At 68.8% G+C, this 17,095-nt stretch carries 14 protein-coding genes; 9 read left to right on the forward strand and 5 right to left on the reverse strand.

The features are described 5' to 3' along the window. Positions 1-34 precede the first annotated feature (34 nt). Positions 35-1,531, forward strand: a complete 1,497-nt coding sequence (gene purF / locus ACWJIO_RS11550) for an amidophosphoribosyltransferase (protein ID WP_480313491.1) — start codon at positions 35-37, stop codon at positions 1,529-1,531. A 40-nt stretch (positions 1,532-1,571) separates the two neighbouring features. On the opposite strand, the gene ACWJIO_RS11555 is transcribed toward purF, so the two are convergent. The 3 genes from ACWJIO_RS11555 to queG form a co-directional block, all read right to left on the reverse strand. After that, the gene (locus ACWJIO_RS11555) at positions 1,572-4,079 is read right to left on the reverse strand and encodes a DNA gyrase/topoisomerase IV subunit A (RefSeq protein ID WP_480313492.1); all 2,508 of its coding nucleotides are present in this window, start codon (positions 4,077-4,079) and stop codon (positions 1,572-1,574) included. A gap of 112 nt (positions 4,080-4,191) precedes the next feature. Then, a complete protein-coding gene (locus tag ACWJIO_RS11560) occupies positions 4,192-5,079 on the reverse strand; it encodes a tetratricopeptide repeat protein (protein WP_193915439.1) in 888 nt (295 codons plus the stop codon). Between the two features lie 9 nt (positions 5,080-5,088). Beyond that, the gene (queG, locus tag ACWJIO_RS11565; protein ID WP_480313493.1) at positions 5,089-6,123 is read right to left on the reverse strand and encodes a tRNA epoxyqueuosine(34) reductase QueG; all 1,035 of its coding nucleotides are present in this window, start codon (positions 6,121-6,123) and stop codon (positions 5,089-5,091) included. Between the two features lie 45 nt (positions 6,124-6,168). Between queG and ACWJIO_RS11570 the strand changes: the two genes are divergently transcribed. The 7 genes from ACWJIO_RS11570 (at position 6,169) to ACWJIO_RS11600 (ending at position 13,431) form a co-directional block, all read left to right on the forward strand. Further along, positions 6,169-6,837 (forward strand): HpsJ family protein, encoded by a 669-nt coding sequence (locus tag ACWJIO_RS11570; RefSeq protein WP_193915433.1) that lies wholly within the window; start codon positions 6,169-6,171, stop codon positions 6,835-6,837. A 69-nt stretch (positions 6,838-6,906) separates the two neighbouring features. Next, positions 6,907-7,632: a DUF502 domain-containing protein gene (locus ACWJIO_RS11575; RefSeq protein ID WP_480313494.1), complete on the forward strand. Its 726-nt coding sequence runs from the start codon at positions 6,907-6,909 to the stop codon at positions 7,630-7,632. After that, positions 7,632-8,291 (forward strand): transcription antitermination factor NusB, encoded by a 660-nt coding sequence (nusB, locus tag ACWJIO_RS11580; protein WP_480313495.1) that lies wholly within the window; start codon positions 7,632-7,634, stop codon positions 8,289-8,291. The genes ACWJIO_RS11575 and nusB overlap by 1 nt, the downstream gene beginning before the upstream one ends. Further along, positions 8,291-9,949: a signal recognition particle-docking protein FtsY gene (gene ftsY, locus ACWJIO_RS11585; RefSeq protein ID WP_480313496.1), complete on the forward strand. Its 1,659-nt coding sequence runs from the start codon at positions 8,291-8,293 to the stop codon at positions 9,947-9,949. The genes nusB and ftsY overlap by 1 nt, the downstream gene beginning before the upstream one ends. A 35-nt stretch (positions 9,950-9,984) precedes the next feature. Next, entirely contained in the window at positions 9,985-11,397 is a 1,413-nt protein-coding gene (locus ACWJIO_RS11590; RefSeq protein ID WP_480313497.1) for a PP2C family protein-serine/threonine phosphatase, read from the forward strand. Between the two features lie 35 nt (positions 11,398-11,432). Next, positions 11,433-12,860 carry an argininosuccinate lyase gene (argH, locus tag ACWJIO_RS11595; protein ID WP_480313498.1) on the forward strand — a complete coding sequence of 476 codons (1,428 nt, stop codon included), beginning with the start codon at positions 11,433-11,435 and terminating at the stop codon, positions 12,858-12,860. A 64-nt stretch (positions 12,861-12,924) separates the two neighbouring features. Beyond that, positions 12,925-13,431, forward strand: coding sequence for an RNA recognition motif domain-containing protein (locus ACWJIO_RS11600; protein WP_480313500.1), 507 nt, complete (start codon positions 12,925-12,927; stop codon positions 13,429-13,431). A 32-nt stretch (positions 13,432-13,463) separates the two neighbouring features. On the opposite strand, the gene dusA is transcribed toward ACWJIO_RS11600, so the two are convergent. Continuing rightward, a complete protein-coding gene (gene dusA, locus ACWJIO_RS11605) occupies positions 13,464-14,510 on the reverse strand; it encodes a tRNA dihydrouridine(20/20a) synthase DusA (protein WP_480313503.1) in 1,047 nt (348 codons plus the stop codon). Here dusA and ACWJIO_RS11610 point away from each other — a divergent pair. Continuing rightward, positions 14,509-15,828, forward strand: a complete 1,320-nt coding sequence (locus ACWJIO_RS11610; protein ID WP_480313506.1) for an aminoacetone oxidase family FAD-binding enzyme — start codon at positions 14,509-14,511, stop codon at positions 15,826-15,828. The two genes, dusA and ACWJIO_RS11610, sit on opposite strands and share 2 nt — an antisense overlap. Positions 15,829-15,838: 10 nt before the next feature. On the opposite strand, the gene ACWJIO_RS11615 is transcribed toward ACWJIO_RS11610, so the two are convergent. Continuing rightward, on the reverse strand, positions 15,839-17,095 hold the full coding sequence (locus tag ACWJIO_RS11615) for a type II secretion system F family protein (protein WP_480313509.1): 1,257 nt from the start codon (positions 17,093-17,095) through the stop codon (positions 15,839-15,841).

Raw genomic sequence — 17,095 nt, forward strand, 5'->3', positions numbered from 1 at the left:
CGACCACGACATCTGTGACTGTGGGCTTGTGGCGGTGAAGCATCCGGAGCCCGCCCCGTCCATCGCGTCCCCCGACGAGCGCTCTGACAAGCCCGAAGAGGCCTGCGGTGTGTACGCCGTGCTGGCTCCCGGTCAGCAGGTGGCCAACCTCACCTACTTCGGCCTCTATGCCCTGCAGCACAGGGGTCAGGAGTCGGCGGGGATCGCCGTGTTCGATGACGACCAGCAGGTGCGTCTGCACAAGGACATGGGCCTGGTGAGCCAGGTGTTCGATCAGGATGTGCTGGAGCGCATGCCCGGCCACCTGGCGATCGGCCATAACCGCTACTCCACCACCGGCAGCAGCAAGGTGTGCAATGCCCAGCCCGTGGTGCTCAACACCCGGCTGGGTCCCTTTGCTCTCGCCCACAACGGCAACCTCGTGAATGCCTCCCAGCTGCGCGAAGACCTGCGTGAGATTGCCAGCGAACTCACCTCCACCACCGATTCGGAGCTGATCGCCTTTGCCGTGCAGCGGGCCGTGAACCGTGGGCTCGACTGGGATCCCTCCATCCGAGAAGCGGCGGGTCTCTGCCGTGGGGCCTTCAGCCTGGTGATCGGCACGGCCGGCTCCCTGTTTGCCCTGCGCGATGGCCATGGCATCCGTCCGCTGGTGTTCGGCCACCTCGGTGAGCCCGGCGACGACCAGTGGGTGGTGAGCAGCGAGAGCTGCGGGCTGGACATCATCGGTGCCAGCTTTGAGGACGACGTGCAGCCTGGAGAGATCATCCACTTCCTGCAGGGGGAGACGACCGGGCCACGGCGCAGCCTCTGGTGTGACGAGCCCGCCAAGTTGTGCGTGTTCGAGATGATCTATTTCGCCCGGCCCGACAGCCGCTTCTTCGGTGAATCGCTCTACAGCTACCGGGTGCGGATCGGCAAAGTGCTGGCCCGCGAAACCCCCGTGGCGGCGGACATCGTGATCGGTGTGCCCGACTCCGGCATTCCGGCGGCCATCGGCTACTCCCAGATCAGCGGGATTCCCTATGCCGATGGCCTGATCAAGAACCGCTATGTGGGTCGCACCTTCATTCAGCCCACCCAGGCGATGCGGGAGGCGGGAATCCGCGTCAAGCTCAACCCTCTGCCCGACGTGTTGGCAGGCCAGCGGGTGGTGGTGATCGATGACTCGATCGTGCGCGGCACCACCAGCCGCAAGCTGGTGGCCGCCCTGCGTGATGCCGGTGCCCGTGAAGTGCACATGCGGATCAGTTCCCCGGCCGTCACCCATCCCTGCTTCTACGGCATCGACACCGACAGCCAGGACCACCTGATCGCCGCCCGGCTCACCCTCGAGGAGATCACCGCCCACCTGGGCGTGGATTCGCTTGCCTACCTGAGCCAGGAGGGCATGGTGGAGGCCGCCCAGGCCAACTCCTCCCACTTCTGCACCGCCTGCTTCGATGGCAACTATCCGATTGCCATGGACGATGACGTGCGCTCCAGCAAGCTGATGTTGGAACCAGCCGGCATCGCCGCAAGCCTGCGCTGAGCCCTGTGATGCCTACTGAGCCGCGGCGCTGGGCCCCGGGTCAGCCCAGCAGGGGCACGAGGGCCCGCAGTGTTTCCGTCTGACGCAGGGGCAGGGGTTCCCCTGGGGCACTGCTGGCGTCTTCCAGCTTGAGGCTCCCAGGGATGAAGCGGCTGCTGCGGCCCTCGCCCACCAGCACGGCCACCACCTTGCTGCGGTCGTCGCAGAGGGCCACCAGGGCATCGCCCCGCTGGCTGAAGCGCAGGCCGATCTGGCCCAGATCGCCGCGCTGACAGCGCCTCAGGCTCTGCACCGCCAGCCGCTTGATCAGGCCACAGCGGCTGGCCAGCAGCACCGATCCTTCCGAGGCCACGCAGCTGGCCCCCACCACCTGCTCCTCCGGCAGCAGCCGCAGCAGCACCGGCCCCTGGGCGGCCCGGCCCATCAGCGGCACATCCGCTTCCTGCAGCCGCAGCCGCAGCATCCTGCCCGTGCTGCTCGCCACCACGAGATCCTCCCCTTCCCGGCAGAGCACCGCCTGCTGCAGGCGCACGCCGTCCTTGAGCTTGAGCACCGTGGCAGCGCGGCCGGAGAGTTCCTGGAAGGCGTCGAGGGGGAGTCGCTTGAAGCGGCCGTCGCTGCTGAGCAGTCCGATGCTCAGGGGCTGCTCTGGGTTGTCCTGGGGCAGGGGCAGCAGCTGCAACACCGTGGCGCCATCGAGGCTGTCGGGCAGGAACCGCTCCAGCAGACCCGGCTGCTGGCCGGCGAACTCCCAGCGCAGCAGGGCAACCCGCCCGTCGCTGGTGAAGGCGAGCACCGGCGGCTGACCGGCCACAGGCAGCACCAGCTGCCCAGGGGCGGGATGGTCGCCCAGCTCGATCGCCTCGTCGAGGTGCAGCCGACCCAGCACCTGGGGCGTCACGATTTTCACGGCTCCATCGGCCTGCACCACCAGCCGGCTGTCCGGGGCCAGGGCCTCGAGGGCCTGCTGGCGCTGCAGCTCCGCGTTGGGTCTGGCCGCGGCGGCCCGCTGGGCCACCAGGTCGTCGCCGCCCTCCACCAGACGGGTGCGGCGCGGGGTGGCGAAGCGGGCCTTGAGGGACTTGAACTCCGCCACCATCGCCTTGAGCAGGCTGGTGCGGTCGTCGAGCAGGTGGCGCAGCCGGGTGCGCTCCTCCAGCAGATCCTGGGCTTCCTTGTGCAGGCTCTCCTGCTCCAGGCCGGTGAGGCGGCGCAGGGGCATGGCCAGCACGGCGTCGGCCTGGCGCTCGCTCAGGTCGAGCCGCACCTGCAGGCTGGCGCGGGCGCTGGCGGCATCGGGCGCCGCCGTGATCATGGCGATCACCTCCTGCAGGGCAGCCAGGGCCTTGCGCAGACCCTCCACCACCTCCAGGCGGTCTTCGCAGCGGCGCAGGGCGTGGCGGGTGCGGCGCAGCAGGGTGAGTTCCCGGTAGTCCAGGAACTCCTGCAGCATCCGCCGCAGGCTCAGCTGCACCGGCTGGCCGTTCACCAGGGCCAGCAGGATGGCGCCGAAGTTGCTCTGCAGGGCCGTGCGCCGCTGCAGTTCTCCCAGCACGTTGTCGGCGCTGGCGTCGCGGCGCAGCTCCACCACCACCCGCATGCCGTCCCGGTCGCTCTCGTCGCGGATGTCGGCGATGCCGCCGATCTTGCCGTCGTTCACCTGCTCGGCCAGCTTCTCGATCCAGCCGGCCTTGCTCAGCTGGTAGGGCAGCTCGGTGATCACCACGGCACTGCGCCGGTGCCGTCCCTTGCCGGGCTGCACCTCTTCGATGTGGGCCACCCCTCGCATCGGAATGCTGCCCCGACCGACCCGGTAGGTGTCCCGCACGCCGCTGCTCATCAGCACCTCCCCTCCCGTGGGGAAGTCGGGCCCGGGCACCAGGGCCAGCAGCTCCTCCTCGCTCAGATCGGGTTTGCGGATCATGGCCACCAGGGCATCCACCACCTCGCCGAGGTTGTGGGGAGGGATGTTGGTGGCCATGCCCACGGCGATGCCGGTGCAGCCGTTCAGCAACAGGAACGGCAGCTGGGCCGGCAGCACGGTGGGCTCCTGCTGGGAGCCGTCGAAGTTGGAGGCGAAATCGACGGTGTCGTTGCCGATCTCATCCAGCAGGCCCTCGTTGGCGATCGGGGCCAGCCGCGTTTCGGTGTAGCGCATGGCGGCCGGCGGATCGTCGTCCACCGAGCCGAAGTTGCCGTGGCCATCGAGCAGCGGATGGCGGCTGGCAAAGGTCTGCACCAGGCGCACCAGGGCGTCGTAGACCGCCTGGTCGCCGTGGGGGTGGTACTTGCCGAGCACGTCGCCCACGACGCGGGCGCACTTGCGGTAGGGGCGGTCGGGCGTGAGCCCGAGCTCATGCATCGCGAACAGAATGCGCCGCTGCACGGGCTTGAGGCCATCGCGGACGTCGGGCAGGGCCCGCCCCACGATCACGCTCATGGCGTATTCCAGATACGAGCGCTGCATCTCCTGATGCAGGGCGATCGGCTGGATGCGGCCCGCCCAGCCGGATCCGCCGTTGCCTTCGTTGCCGCGCTCCTCGGCCATCCGCTGCTGAAGTCTGGGGGCGAGAGGTGGGGCTCAGCCTACCGATCAGCTGCCATGGGGGATTGCGGTGCTCAAGACGGCCGCCACCCCTGCCGACGGCTGATCCGATGGCTCAGAGGTCGAGGCCATCCTCCGGGCTGGCATTGGCCATGGCGCGGTCAACCTGGGCCTTGAGCTCCTGCTGCTCGAACAGCTGCTGGGTGGTGGTGCGCAGCTTCGGTCCCCACAGCTGCTCCTTCTGATAGCTGTCCAGCACGTAGTTGGGTTCGAGGTCCAGGGCCTTGCCGGCCCGCTCCAGGGCTTCGCTGCGGGCTTCACCGCCCCGCCGGAACAGGCTGGCGGCCAGGGCCAGGTTGGGTTCAGCGGCGTCGGGTTTGATCCGCAGCACCCGCCGCCAGCGGCTGATCGCCTCCTCCACGTTGCCCTGCTCGTAGAGCACCAGGGCCTGGTTGTTGATGGCTTCCCAGAAGTCCTTGCGCAGGCCACTGGCCCGCTCGAAGGCCTTCAGCGCCTGGGAGGGCTGGTTCAGCAGAATGTGGGCGTTGCCGAGGTCGAAATAGGCGCTGGCGTTGCGGCTGTCCAGCCGCAGGCCCTGCTCCAGCAGGCCGATCGCCTGCTCAGGACGGCTATCGCGCAGGGCCAGGGAGCCCTCAGCGAACCAGATGCCAGCGTTGTTCGGGTCGAGATCCTTGGCCCTGGCCAGGGAGACAGCCGCCTCCTGGCGCTGGTTGCTGCGCAGCTGGGCTTCCGCCAGCAGCATCCAGCCGCGCGGATCGGCCGGTAGCAGCTGCACCGTCAGGGCGGCCAGTCGGGCGGCGTCTTCGGCCTGGCCCAGCCGCAGCAGCCTGGCGGCCGCCTGGGCAATGCCCAGGCCCGCGCCCTGAAGCTCCGTGGGATTGGGAACGTAGGTGTAGGGAACCAGGGCCTGGGCCGGGAGCGTCTGGCTGAGGGTCAGTCCCAGGGCAACGCGTGCAAGGGCGCGCAGCCAGCGCGAACTCATTGACGTGGATCAAGGCTCTTCCACCCTAGGCAGTGGCTTCCGAACCGGTTCAGGCTCCGGCCGCCCCAGGGCCGCCCGCAGGTTGCGCCGCCACATCCAGGGCTTGATCCGCCGCAGTGCCGAAGCACGCAGATGTTCATCCCATGCCGCGTCGCTCCATTCCAAGGCATCGGCCGAGAGGCTGAGCCACCAGGGCCGCGGCGCCAGATCGGGATCGCTTGAGCTCTCGAGGGGCTGCTGGTTCCAGGGGCAGGCCTCCTGACAGATGTCGCAGCCGGCCACCCAGCCCTGCAGTTGCCCGGCAATCCCGGCGGGCAACTGGGGCTCACGGCTCTCGATCGTGTGGAAGGCGATGCAGCGCCGGCTGTCCACCACGAAGGGTTCCCGGATCGCTCCTGTGGGGCAGGCCGGCAGACAGCGGCTGCAGCTGCCGCAGAGGGGCACGGCCGGCCGGTCCGGCGGCAACGCCACAGTGGTGAGCAGGTGACCGAGCAGCAGCCAGGAGCCCTTACGGCGGTGGATCAGGTTGCCGTGCTTGCCGATCCAGCCCAGGCCGGCTTCCTCCGCCCAGGCCTTGTCCATCAGCGGCGCGCTGTCCACACAGGCGCGCCAGCGGCAGCCGGGAACTTCGGCCTCCAGCCAACGGCCCAGCTGCCGCAGGCGGCCATCGATCACCCGGTGGTAGTCCCGACCCCAGCCGTAGCGGGCCACCTTCAAGGCGCCGCGGGGCCGGTCCGCGGCGACGTGATAGTTCAGCCCCACCGCCAGCAGGCTGCGCACACCAGGAAGCAGCGCCTCCGCAGCACGGCGGCGCGGATCGGCCATCCAGGCCATCGACGCCTGGTCTCCCTGCTGCAACCAACGCACCAGGGCGGCGCTGCGCAATTCCATTCGCGGCCCTCCCGGTACGGCGGCCACCCCCACGGGATCGAATCCCAGAGCCAGGGCCCGCTGCTTCAGCGCCTCCACCAGATTGGCCGGATCGACCGTCGGCTCTGGATTGCGGCCACGGCCGAAGCGGGCGCTCTGGGTGCCGCTCGGCATCGCCCGTACAGTTGCCACGCAATCTCATTCTGCAACGCAACGCCAGTGAGTACAGCTCCCCACGGCCGCCTGGCCTTCCTCCTGCGCTGGATCGGCCTCACCCTGGTGCTGCTCATGGCGCTGCAGATCGCAGCTCTCGTTGCCGCCTGGAACTGGTCGCTGGAGCCGTTCCGCCAGGTGTTCGTCGATCGACTCGTGGCCGAGTCGCCCATGGCACTGGTGGGCCTGCTGCTGATGCTGTTCGGCAGCCGCCTCGAGGGGAACCCCTCCCGTACGGCCCTGCGCTGGACCACGGGAGTGCTGGCCATCCTCTTGGCCGTGGCGATGGTGGTGACGGTGCCCGTTGCCGTGGAGGCTGAGCGCTCCCTCATGACCCAGATGCAGGAGTCGGAAGCCCAGATCGCCCAGCAGACCTCCCAGCTGGAGCAGCAGCAACAGCAGCTGCAGGATCCGGCCTTTGTGGACCAGCTGATCGCCGAGGCCGAGCGGGAAGGTCGGATTCCGGCCGATGCCAGTGACGAACTCAAGAAGCAGCGGGCCCAGGAGTTCATCGACACCCAGCTCAAACCCCAGCTGGCCCAGGCGCAGCAGCAGATCGACCAGGCGCGCCTCGGCCGCGATCTCTCCGTGCAGCAGCGCCGCTTCGGCGGAACGGGGCGCGCCATGGTCCTGGCGGTCGCCTTTGTGCTGGTGGCCCTGGTCGCCCTCGTCTGAGACGGGGCGGCGGCCCGGCTGGCTAAGTTGTGCCTGTGGCAGCTGTCGACCGGATCCCCGGGTTTTGCCTTGGTTCAATCCAGTCCCAAACCAGATCAGCCGCTGAGCAACCGACTCCAGCAGGACCTGAAGAACGACCTGATCGCCGGGTTGCTGGTGGTGATCCCCCTGGCGACCACGATCTGGCTGGCCACCACGGTGAGCCGCTTCGTGCTGGCGTTCCTCACCTCGATCCCGAAGCAGTTCAACCCGTTCAACACCCTCAGCCCGCTGCTGCAGGAGCTGATCAACCTGGGGGTGGGGCTGGTGGTGCCGCTGCTGGCCATCCTGCTGATCGGACTGATGGCCCGCAACATCGTGGGCCGCTGGCTGCTCGAGTTCGGCGAGGGTACCCTGCTGCGCATCCCGTTGGCGGGCTCCGTCTACAAGACCCTCAAGCAGCTGCTGGAAACCTTCCTGCAGGGCAATGCCACCCGCTTCCGCCGCGTGGTGCTGGTGGAATATCCGCGCGAGGGTGTGTTCGCCCTGGGATTCGTCACGGGGGTGCTGGGCAGCGCGCTGCAGGCCGGCTTCAGTGAACCGATGCTGAGCGTGTTCATCCCCACCGCTCCGAACCCCACCACCGGCTGGTATGCGGTGGTTCCCGAAACCTCCGTGCGCGACCTCAACCTCTCCGTCGAGGACGCCTTCCGCACGATCATCTCCGCCGGCATCGTCAACCCCGACGAGCGCGAAACCCCCAACCGCAGCTTCTCCAGCCTGCTGGCCCAGCTGCGCGCCCCCCAGATGTCCTGATGCAGAGCCGCACCCTCTCCCGCGAACTGGCCCTGCTGATGCTGGGTCAGATCAGTGACCGTGGCGATGGCGCTGCAGCCAAGGCGGCCGCCGCCAGCCAGGCTCCCGCCGATCTGGCCCTCGATCAGTTGCTGCAGCAGGCCCTGGCCAGCCTCAGCCAGCACGTGCGCGAAGCCCTCGACCGCTCCGCCGCCGATCTGCAGCTGTCGCAGCAGCACCTGCTGGACAGTGAACTGCAGGATCAGGGCCCGAGCCAACTGCCCCGGGTGCGCCAGCATCTCCACGAGGGCCTGGCCGCAGCCGAGCAGGCGCTCAACCGCCTCTCGGCCAGCCTGGAACTGCCGCGCCTGCTGATGCTCGCTGACCAGGAGGAGGTGCGCTGCGGTGCCCTGGATCGCGCTGCAGCCGTGCTGCGCCAGCGCGAGGACATCGACAGGCGCCTCGATGCCGTGATGGAGGGTTGGCGCCTCACCAGGCTGCCCCGCATCGACCGCGACATCCTGCGGCTGGCCGCCGTGGATCTCGCCGATTTCGGCACCCCTGCCGCCGTGGCCTGCAACGAGGCGGTGGACCTGGCCAACCGCTACAGCGATGAACAGGGCCGGCGCATGATCAATGGCGTGCTGCGCCGCTTCACCAACGCAGTGACGGCCTCCTGATGGTGTTCGACTGGTTCAGGCGCAGGCCTGCTTCCCCGGCCCCGGCTGCCGACGACACGCCCCCCACTCCTTCCCCCGAAGCAGGGCCAACGTCAGAGCCGGCCCCGTCCGAGTCAGTGCCCGAGCCGGCGTTCGTCGAGCCGGCGCCGCACAGGGCTGCGGCGACCGCCACGCCTGTGCCTGCCCCTGCTGGGGGCACACCAGCCACCGACCAGGACGCTCTCGCCTGGGCCCGGGAGGCCTATGCCCGCCTCAAGGCCCAGCAGCTGGCGGCTGAGCAGGCTGCCCAGGCGCCCCAGCCCCTTGAGCCTGAGCCAGCGGTTGCCGCTTCGGCTCCGCCACCAGCAGGCGCCACCACTGCAGATTCAGCGAGCCCAGCCTCAGCCACTCCCCCAACGCCCGATCCCTCCACCACGGTGGTAACCCCGGTGGCCGCTCCGGTGCCGCCGGCTGCTCCTGTTTCCCCGGCTCCAGCTCCGGTCTCGCTGCTCGAGCAGGCCGCGGCAAGGCGGGCCGAGCGCCAGCAGGCGATCACCGCCGCTGCCGCTGTGATCACGGCCGATGCCGCCACCACGCCAGCGTCCCCTGCCCAGAAGCCGCCGGAGCCCAGTGCCCCAACCCCATCCCGGCCAGCGGAACCCCAGCTGGGGGCCTTCGACGACACCTTCACCTGGTCGGCCGAGGTGCTGGCGGCCCAGGGACGCCGCGTGGAGGACGTGTCGCTGGAGGAGATCGACTGGCTGGGGCGGCTGCGCCAGGGTCTGGAGAAGACCCGTCAGGGCTTTGTCAGCCAGCTGCTGGAGCGGCTTGGTGATGACCCCCTCAGTCCCGAGACCCTCGACGACCTCGAGACCACCCTGCTGCGGGCCGATGTGGGTGTGAGCGCCACCGATCGCGTGCTGGACGCCCTGCGCCAGCGTCTCAACCGCGAGGTGGTGGATCCCGCCGAGGGCATCCGCTTTCTCAAGGAACAGCTGCGCCAGATCCTCGATGATCCCGGCCAGGGCCTCGCCAGCCCCCTGCTGGCCCCTGAGCGCGGCCGCCTCAACGTCTGGTTGCTGGTGGGAGTCAACGGGGTGGGCAAGACCACCACCCTGGGCAAGCTCGCCAACCTGGCGGTGCGCAGCGGCTACAGCTGCCTGATCGCCGCCGCCGACACCTTCAGGGCCGCTGCCGTGCAGCAGGTGCAGGTCTGGGGTGAGCGCAGTGGTGTGGCGGTGATCTCCAACCCCAGTGCCAACGCCGATCCCGCCGCCGTGGTCTACGACGCCCTCGGGGCGGCCCGGGCCCAGGGCACGGAACTGGTGCTGGTGGACACGGCCGGCCGGCTGCAGACCAAGCACAACCTGATGGAGGAGCTGGCCAAGGTGCGGCGCATCGTCGACAAACTGGCGCCGGAGGCCGTGGTGGAGTCATTGCTGGTGCTCGATGCCAGCCAGGGTCAGAATGGGCTGAGGCAGGCGATGGCCTTTGCCAGCGCCGCTGGCCTGACGGGCGTGGTGCTCACCAAGCTGGATGGCAGCGCCCGCGGCGGCGTGGCCCTGGCGGTGGCGTCGGAGGCCCGGCTGCCGATCCGGTTCGTGGGGGCCGGCGAGGGCATCCGCGACCTGCGGCCATTCAACAGCTTTGAGTTCGTGGAGGCCCTGATGGCGGGCTGATCGCCGCTACCCTGCTGATCCTCCGCGGCAGCTCCTTGAGCCAGAAGCCGCCCACACGCCTTGATGCTGACCTGCCCCCTGCGGCGGCGGTGCCGGACCCTGCCGCGGCGGCCTCGATGCGGCAACTGCTCGACAGCCTGAACCGGGAACAGCGCCGCAACCAGGACCTGCTGGCCTCCCTGGCCTTCGCGCTGCGCAGCGTGACCAACCTCAGTCGTCTGCTGGAGCTGGTGCCGGCGGTGGCGGCCCGGCTGGTGGAGGCCGATGGGGCTGTGCTGGTGGTGTTTCACGATGACGGCCGCCTCTGGAAGGAGCAGCTTCAGGCCACGCCCTACGACCGCTGCAGTGAGCTGCTGCGCCAACTGGGGGCCTTGGCCAGCAGCGAGAAGCCGCTGCTGCGCGGTGACGGTGCTGACCTGGGCAGCCTTGACCTGCGCGTGTCGCGGCTGATCGGCGGCGGCCCGCTGTTCGCCACCTCGGTGGTCTGCCGCAGCCGCCAGCGGGGCCGCCTCTACGTGTTCAGCCAGCGCCAGGGATTCAGCTGGAGCGAGGTGCATCGCCGCCACGTGCAGCTGGTGGCCGATCTGGCCGGGGTGGCCCTCGAAAACGACACCCTGCTCCAGGACATGCGTCGCCATGAGCGGGTGGATCGCCAGCTGAGCATCGGCGCCGAGGTGCAGGGCCAGCTGCTGCCGGATCGTTGCCCCGTGATCGAGGGGATCGAACTGGCGGCGCGCTGCCGGCCGGCCTTCCAGGTTGGAGGCGACTACTACGACTTCATTCCCACCCGGCCGGCCCGGCCCGGCCACTCGCCTGAACGAGAGCGCTGGGCCGTGGTGATGGGGGACGTGATGGGCAAGGGGGTGCCGGCTGGCCTGCTGATGAGCCTGCTGCGGGGCATGTTGCGGGCCGAGGTGCTGAGCGGCCACCCACCGGATCGGATTCTCCATGACCTCAACCAACTGGCCCAGGAGGACCTCTCCCATTCCCACCGCTTTGTGACCCTCTTCTATTCCGACTTCGACCCCCGCACCAGGCGGCTCCGCTACGCCAATGCCGCGCACAACCCCGCCCTTCTCTGGCGGCGCCAGGCCGATCAACTGGAGCGGCTGGATGCCGCGGGGCCGCTGATCGGTCTGCAGAGCGACGCCGATTACGGCGTGGACGGCACCGTGCTCGACCCAGGCGACGTGGTGCTGTACTACACCGATGGCCTCACCGAGGCGGTCGGCCTGGGTGGCGAGCGCTACGAAGAACGGCGGCTCGTGCAGAGCTTTCAAGCCGCCTGCCGGGAGGGTCTTGGCGTCCGGGAGATCCTCGATCAGCTCTTCGCCCGCCTCGATCGTTTCGTCGGCGCCAACCGCCAGCTCGACGACGACGCCTCGCTCGTGGTGCTGAAAGTTCGCGACCAGCCCGTGCTGCCCAGCCTGCCGGCCCCTGGAAGCTGAGTGCCAAGCTGACAGATCTGCCTCCCCAGCCCCCGATGGCCGCCCCGTCCTCCCCCTCGCCGCAGGCTGGTGTCACCGGCGCTGAGGCCGGCGGCTGGAGCAACCGCTTTGACCAGGGCCTGCATCCGGCGATCGAGCGCTTCAATGCCTCGATCGGCTTTGACATCCTGCTGCTGCAGCAGGACCTGGACGGCTCGATCGCCCATGCCCGCATGCTGGGCCGCTGTGGGGTGATCAGCGAGGCGGAGGCCGGTGGGCTGATCGAGGGGCTGGAGACGGTGCGGCGTGAGGCGGCCGCCGGCGCCTTCAACCCCGGCCTGGAGGCCGAGGATGTGCACTTCGCGGTGGAGCGGCGCCTGATCGAGCTGCTCGGACCGCTGGGCAAGAAACTGCACACCGGCCGCTCCCGCAATGACCAGGTGGGAACGGACCTGAGGCTGTGGCTGCGCCAGCGGATCGACGCCATCGATGCGGCCTTGGTGCGCTTTGAGCGCGCCCTGCTGCAGCAGGCCGATCGGCATGCGGACACCATGATTCCTGGCTACACCCACCTGCAGCGGGCTCAGCCGCTCAGCCTGGCCCACCACCTGCTGGCCTACATCGCCATGGCGGAGCGGGATCGCCAACGGCTCGGTGATGTGCGTGGCCGCGTCAACATCTGCCCCCTCGGCGCCGCGGCCCTGGCCGGCACCCCGGTGCCGATCGATCGGCGCCAGACGGCGGCGGAGCTGGGCTTTGACGCCATCTATGACAACAGCCTCGATGCGGTGAGCGACAGGGATTTCAGCGTGGAGTTCATGGCGGCGGCGTCCCTGGTGCTGGCCCATCTCAGCCGGCTCAGTGAGGAGGTGATCCTCTGGGCCAGCGAGGAGTTCGGCTTCGTGGCCCTCAGCGACCGCTGCGCCACCGGCAGCAGCCTGATGCCCCAGAAGAAGAACCCCGACGTACCCGAACTGGTGCGCGGCAAGAGCGGCCGCGTGTTCGGCCACCTGATGGGCCTGCTCACCATGATCAAGGGCCTGCCCCTCGCCTACAACAAGGACTTCCAGGAAGACAAGGAGGCCCTGTTCGACGGGGTGGCCACCGTGCTCGATTGCCTCGAGGCCATGGCCATTCTCTTTGAGGAGGGCCTGGAGTTCCGGCCCCGGCGGCTGGAGGCGGCGGTGGCGGCCGATTTCTCCAATGCCACCGACGTGGCTGACTATCTGGTGGCCCGGGGGGTGCCGTTCAGGGAGGCCTACCAACTCGTGGGTGGCCTGGTGAAGGGCTGTCTCCAGGAGGGCGTGCTGTTGCGGGATCTGCCCCTGGAGCGCTGGCAGGCCCTGCACCCGGCCTTCTGCGAGGACATCTATGAGGCCATTGATCCTCGCCAGGTGGTGGCGGCCCGGCGCAGTGAGGGAGGCACCTCCTTTGAGCGGGTGAGGGAGCAGCTGGTTGTGGTGCGCCGCCGCCTGGAGGGGTGAGGGAAGGCGCCCCGGGGCGGGCCTAGGCTGGAGCCGTTCGGGGCCGAGTGCCTACCCCTGGTTCGTGAGCATCTTTGTCGGCAATCTGCCCTTCCGCGCGGAGCAGGAGGATGTGGCTGAGCTGTTTGCACCCTTCGGCGAAGTGGTGAGTTGTGCCCTGCCCCTGGAGCGGGACAGTGGTCGCAAGCGAGGCTTCGCCTTCGTGGAGATGGCGGATCCCGAGATGGAGTCCCGAGCCATCGAGGCCTTGCAGGGCGCCGAGCTGATGGGCCGGCCGCTGCGCATCAACAAGGCCGAACCCCGCAGTGGCGGTGGCGGTGGCGGGGCCCCCCGTCGTGGTGGGGGCGGCTATGGCGGCGGTGCTGGTGGTGGCTACGGCGGGGGGGGAGCTGGCTACGGCAGCGGTTCAGGTGGCGCCGCCTATGGCGGTGGTGCCGCCGGCGGCGGCGATCGCGGATCCGGGTCTCAGGGCTGGGAAGACCGCAGCTACGGCGGAGCTGTCGATTCCTTCGGCGCGGGCCGTACCCGTCGTCGTCGCAGCAGCGGTGGCGATGGGACCCAGGAGACCTGACGGGCCAGCCCAGAGCCCGCCGGGATCAGCCTTCAGAGCCCATGGCCTTCGAGCCACTGGGCTGCATGCTCCAGGACCTCCGGACCGGCCTCCCGCCCACTGGCGGCGCTGCTGATCTGCTGCCGCCAGCGGCGCGCCCCGCCCACCCCCTGCACCAGGTGCACCAGGTGGCGGGCCAGGGGCCAGAGCCGCTCTCCCCGCTCCAGCCACTGCACGGCATAGGGGATCAGTCCCTGCACCACTTCCGAAGCCCTGAGCGCCGGGCGGCTGGCAGCGCCATGGATCAGCTCGTCCACCCCCACCCAGTGCATCGGATGGGCATAGGCGGCCCGGCCCACCATGGCGCCGTCCACCAGCTCCAGCTGCCGCTGGCAGGCCTCCAGGGTCTCCAGCCCGCCATTGAGCTCCAGGGTGAGCTGGGGCCGGTCGCGCTTGAGCTGGTGCACCACGTCGTAGCGCAGGGGAGGCACCGTGCGGTTGGCCTTGGGATCGAGACCGTTGAGCCAGGCCTTACGGGCGTGAACGGCGAAGCGGCTGGCGCCGGCGCCAGCCACGGTGTCCACGAAGGCCAGCAGCTCGGCGTAGGAGTCCTGATCGTCGATGCCGATCCGGTGCTTCACCGTCACTGGCAGGGCCGAGGCGGCGGCCATGGCGGCCACGCACTCCGCCACCTGCTGCGGATCCGCCATCAGGCAGGCCCCGAAGCGCCCCTTGCGCACCTTCTCGCTGGGGCAGCCCACATTGAGATTCACCTCGTCGTAGCCCCACTCGGCCGCCAACTGGGCGGCCGCAGCCAGCAGGGCCGGATCGTCTCCCCCCAGCTGCAGGGCCAGGGGCCGCTCCGCCGGGTGGAATCCCAGCAGCCGCTCCAATCGCCCCCCAGACCTGGCCGCATCCGGCGCCTGCCTGGCATGGTGCAGGGCATTGGCCACCACCATCTCGCTGTAGAGCAGGCTGTGCTGCGTGATCTGGCGCATCAGCATCCGAAAATGCCGATCCGTGTAGTCCATCATCGGAGCCACGCTGAAGCGGTGGCTGCTCTGGCCGTGCTGCCGCATCGCCCCATGCTGCCGATCCATGGCTCCTGATCCAGTGCCGGGGCCATCGGATCGCCAGCCGCGCTCGGATCGGGGCGGGCTTCCTGAACGGGCGGCGGTGGTGGTGGTGGGCGGCGGTGCGGCCGGGTTCATGGCGGCGATCATCGCTGCCGAGGCCGGCGTGCGTGACATCCACGTGCTGGAGGCCACGGCGGAGCCGCTGCAGAAGGTGCGCATCAGTGGTGGCGGCCGCTGCAATGTCACCCACGCCTGCTGGGATCCGCGCAGCCTGGTGGGCCACTACCCCCGCGGCCAGAAGGCCTTGCGCGGGCCCTTTGCCCGCTTTGCCTGTGGCGACACGGTGGCCTGGTTCGCTGACCACGGCCTCGATCTGGTGGAAGAGGCCGATGGCCGGCTCTTTCCTCGTTCGAACCGCTCCAGCTCGGTGGTCTCGGCCCTGCGCCAGGCGGCCCGCCGCGCCGGCGTGGCTGTGCACCTCGGCGCCAGTGCCCAGCAGGTGCTGCGCCGGGAGGAGGGCTTTGCGCTCCAGGTGCGCGTCAGTGGGGCGTCCAGGCCGATCCTGCTGGCCGAAAAGCTGGTGCTGGCCACCGGTGGCCACCCCAGTGGCCGACGCCTGGCGGTGAGCCTGGGCCACACCCAGGTGGCGCCTGTGCCTTCGCTGTTCACGCTGGCCCTCGAGGCGCAGGCCCTCACCGCGCTGGCGGGGGTGGTGATGGACCCTGTGCAGCTCACCCTGGAGCTCCCTGACGGCAGCAGAGTGCAGCAGGACGGCCCCGTGTTGATCACCCACTGGGGGCTGAGCGGGCCCGCCACCCTGCGGCTCACGGCCTTCGCCGCCCGTGCGCTGCATGCCGCCCGCTACCGCGCCCAGCTCCTCGTGGACTGGACCGGAGGCCGCCCGGAACAGCAACTCGCCGCCCGGCTGGCCGCGGCCCGCTCAGAGCAGGCGAAGCGGCAGCTGGCCAATGCCAGGCCCTGGCCTGAGCTCAGTCGACGCCTCTGGCTGCACCTGCTGCAGAGCCAGGAAGTGGATCCCGCCCAGCGCTGGGCTGACCTCACCAGAGGTGACCAGCAGGCCCTGGTCCAGGCCTTGCGCCGCTCCCGCTACAGCGTGCGGGGTCGGGGCCCCTTCGGGGAAGAGTTCGTGAGCGCCGGCGGCGTTCCCCTCGACGAGCTGACCACGGCGCGGATGGAGAGTCGCGCCGTGCCGGGCCTGTACATGGCCGGGGAGCTGCTCGATGTGGACGGCGTCACCGGAGGGTTCAACTTTCAGCACTGCTGGACCTCCGGCTGGCTGGCTGGCAGGGCGATCGCCGCGGCCGGCCAGCCAGGGATCTGAGGGCTGGGAACTAGTTAATTTGATCGAATATCGAGAACATTGGTAGATACATGGCAATCAGGATGGCACCCACGATGAACCCCACCAGTACAATCATCATCGGCTCCAGTAGGGAGGTGAGTGCTTTCACGGCCGTTTCCACTTCGTCTTCATAGAAGTCCGCCACCTTGGAGAGCATGGTGTCCATCTCGCCCGTTTCCTCTCCAATCGACAACATGCTGAGGGCCATCTCCGGCAGCACCTGACGACGACTCAGGGCAACGCTCAGGGGAATGCCCTCCATCAGCGACTGACGGCTTCCCTGAATCGTGTCAGAAACCACGGAATTTGAGGTGATGTCACGAACCACTTCCAAGGCCTGCAGGATCGGCACGCCCGCCTTGGTGAGTGATCCGAAGGTGCGGCAGAACTGGGCGGTGGCGGTTTTCTGAATCAGATCGCCAAACACGGGCAGTTTCAGGGAAAGTCCGTCCACCCAGCGCCTGCCAAAGGGTGTTTGATAGAACTTGACGGCACTAATGGTTGCGAGGACAATCGCGCTAACGAGAAAGAATGAAAATGGTGACCGCATCAATTTGCTGAAGTCCACCATGAGCTGGGTGAACCAAGGCAGTTCGGCATTGAGGTCTTCAAAGATCTTGGCGAAGGTGGGGATCACAAAGATCGTCATACCGAGAAACACGGCGATGGCGATGCATAACACCGCAATCGGATAGGCCATTGCGCCCCGGATCTGATTCTGCAGCCGAGCATTGGCTTCCAACAGTTTCGCGAGACGGCGCAGCGCCTCATCGAGCACACCGCCTGCTTCCCCAGCTTCCACCATCGCCAGGGTGAGGCGATCGAACACCTTCGGCCAGCGGCGCATGGCGTCCGCCAGGCTCACACCCTGGTTCAGCTCCAGGCTCACTGATTGCAGGGCTCGTTTGAACAGCGGCATCTTCTGCTGGGAGGCCATCAGGTCGATGCTGCGCACAATCGGCACCCCTGCCGTCACCAGGGCTGCCATTTTGTTGGCGAACACCGCCTTGGCCCTGGCGCCAGGCCTGCTCTCAAAGGCACTGATCAGGCTGGAGGTCCGGAGTTTCTGCTTCAGCTCCTGTCCGGCCTTCTGACTGATCGCAGAGGTGCTTGAGGAGGCCTTGATCTCGGTCACCCGAATCCCCTGCATGCGCAAGCTGCGTTTGGCCTGCAATGCGTTGGCAGCCTCCACCCTGATGGAGGACTGCTTGCCCCGTTTGACGTAGTTGGCGATGAAGGTGGGCAT

The organism is Paraciimarium castrense LEGE 11436, from assembly GCF_056633055.1.

What these genes read in the sequence shown, in the direction of transcription:
- queG (WP_480313493.1), bottom strand. Translation starts at nt 6,123, where the DNA reads ATGCCGAGCGGCACCCAGAGCGCCCGCTTCGGCCGTGGCCGCAATCCA.
- argH (WP_480313498.1), top strand. Translation starts at nt 11,433, where the DNA reads ATGGCCGCCCCGTCCTCCCCCTCGCCGCAGGCTGGTGTCACCGGCGCT.
- ACWJIO_RS11555 (WP_480313492.1), bottom strand. Translation starts at nt 4,079, where the DNA reads ATGGCCGAGGAGCGCGGCAACGAAGGCAACGGCGGATCCGGCTGGGCG.
- ftsY (WP_480313496.1), top strand. Translation starts at nt 8,291, where the DNA reads ATGGTGTTCGACTGGTTCAGGCGCAGGCCTGCTTCCCCGGCCCCGGCT.
- ACWJIO_RS11610 (WP_480313506.1), top strand. Translation starts at nt 14,509, where the DNA reads ATGGCTCCTGATCCAGTGCCGGGGCCATCGGATCGCCAGCCGCGCTCG.
- ACWJIO_RS11615 (WP_480313509.1), bottom strand. Translation starts at nt 17,095, where the DNA reads ATGCCCACCTTCATCGCCAACTACGTCAAACGGGGCAAGCAGTCCTCC.
- dusA (WP_480313503.1), bottom strand. Translation starts at nt 14,510, where the DNA reads ATGGATCGGCAGCATGGGGCGATGCGGCAGCACGGCCAGAGCAGCCAC.
- nusB (WP_480313495.1), top strand. Translation starts at nt 7,632, where the DNA reads ATGCAGAGCCGCACCCTCTCCCGCGAACTGGCCCTGCTGATGCTGGGT.
- ACWJIO_RS11560 (WP_193915439.1), bottom strand. Translation starts at nt 5,079, where the DNA reads ATGAGTTCGCGCTGGCTGCGCGCCCTTGCACGCGTTGCCCTGGGACTG.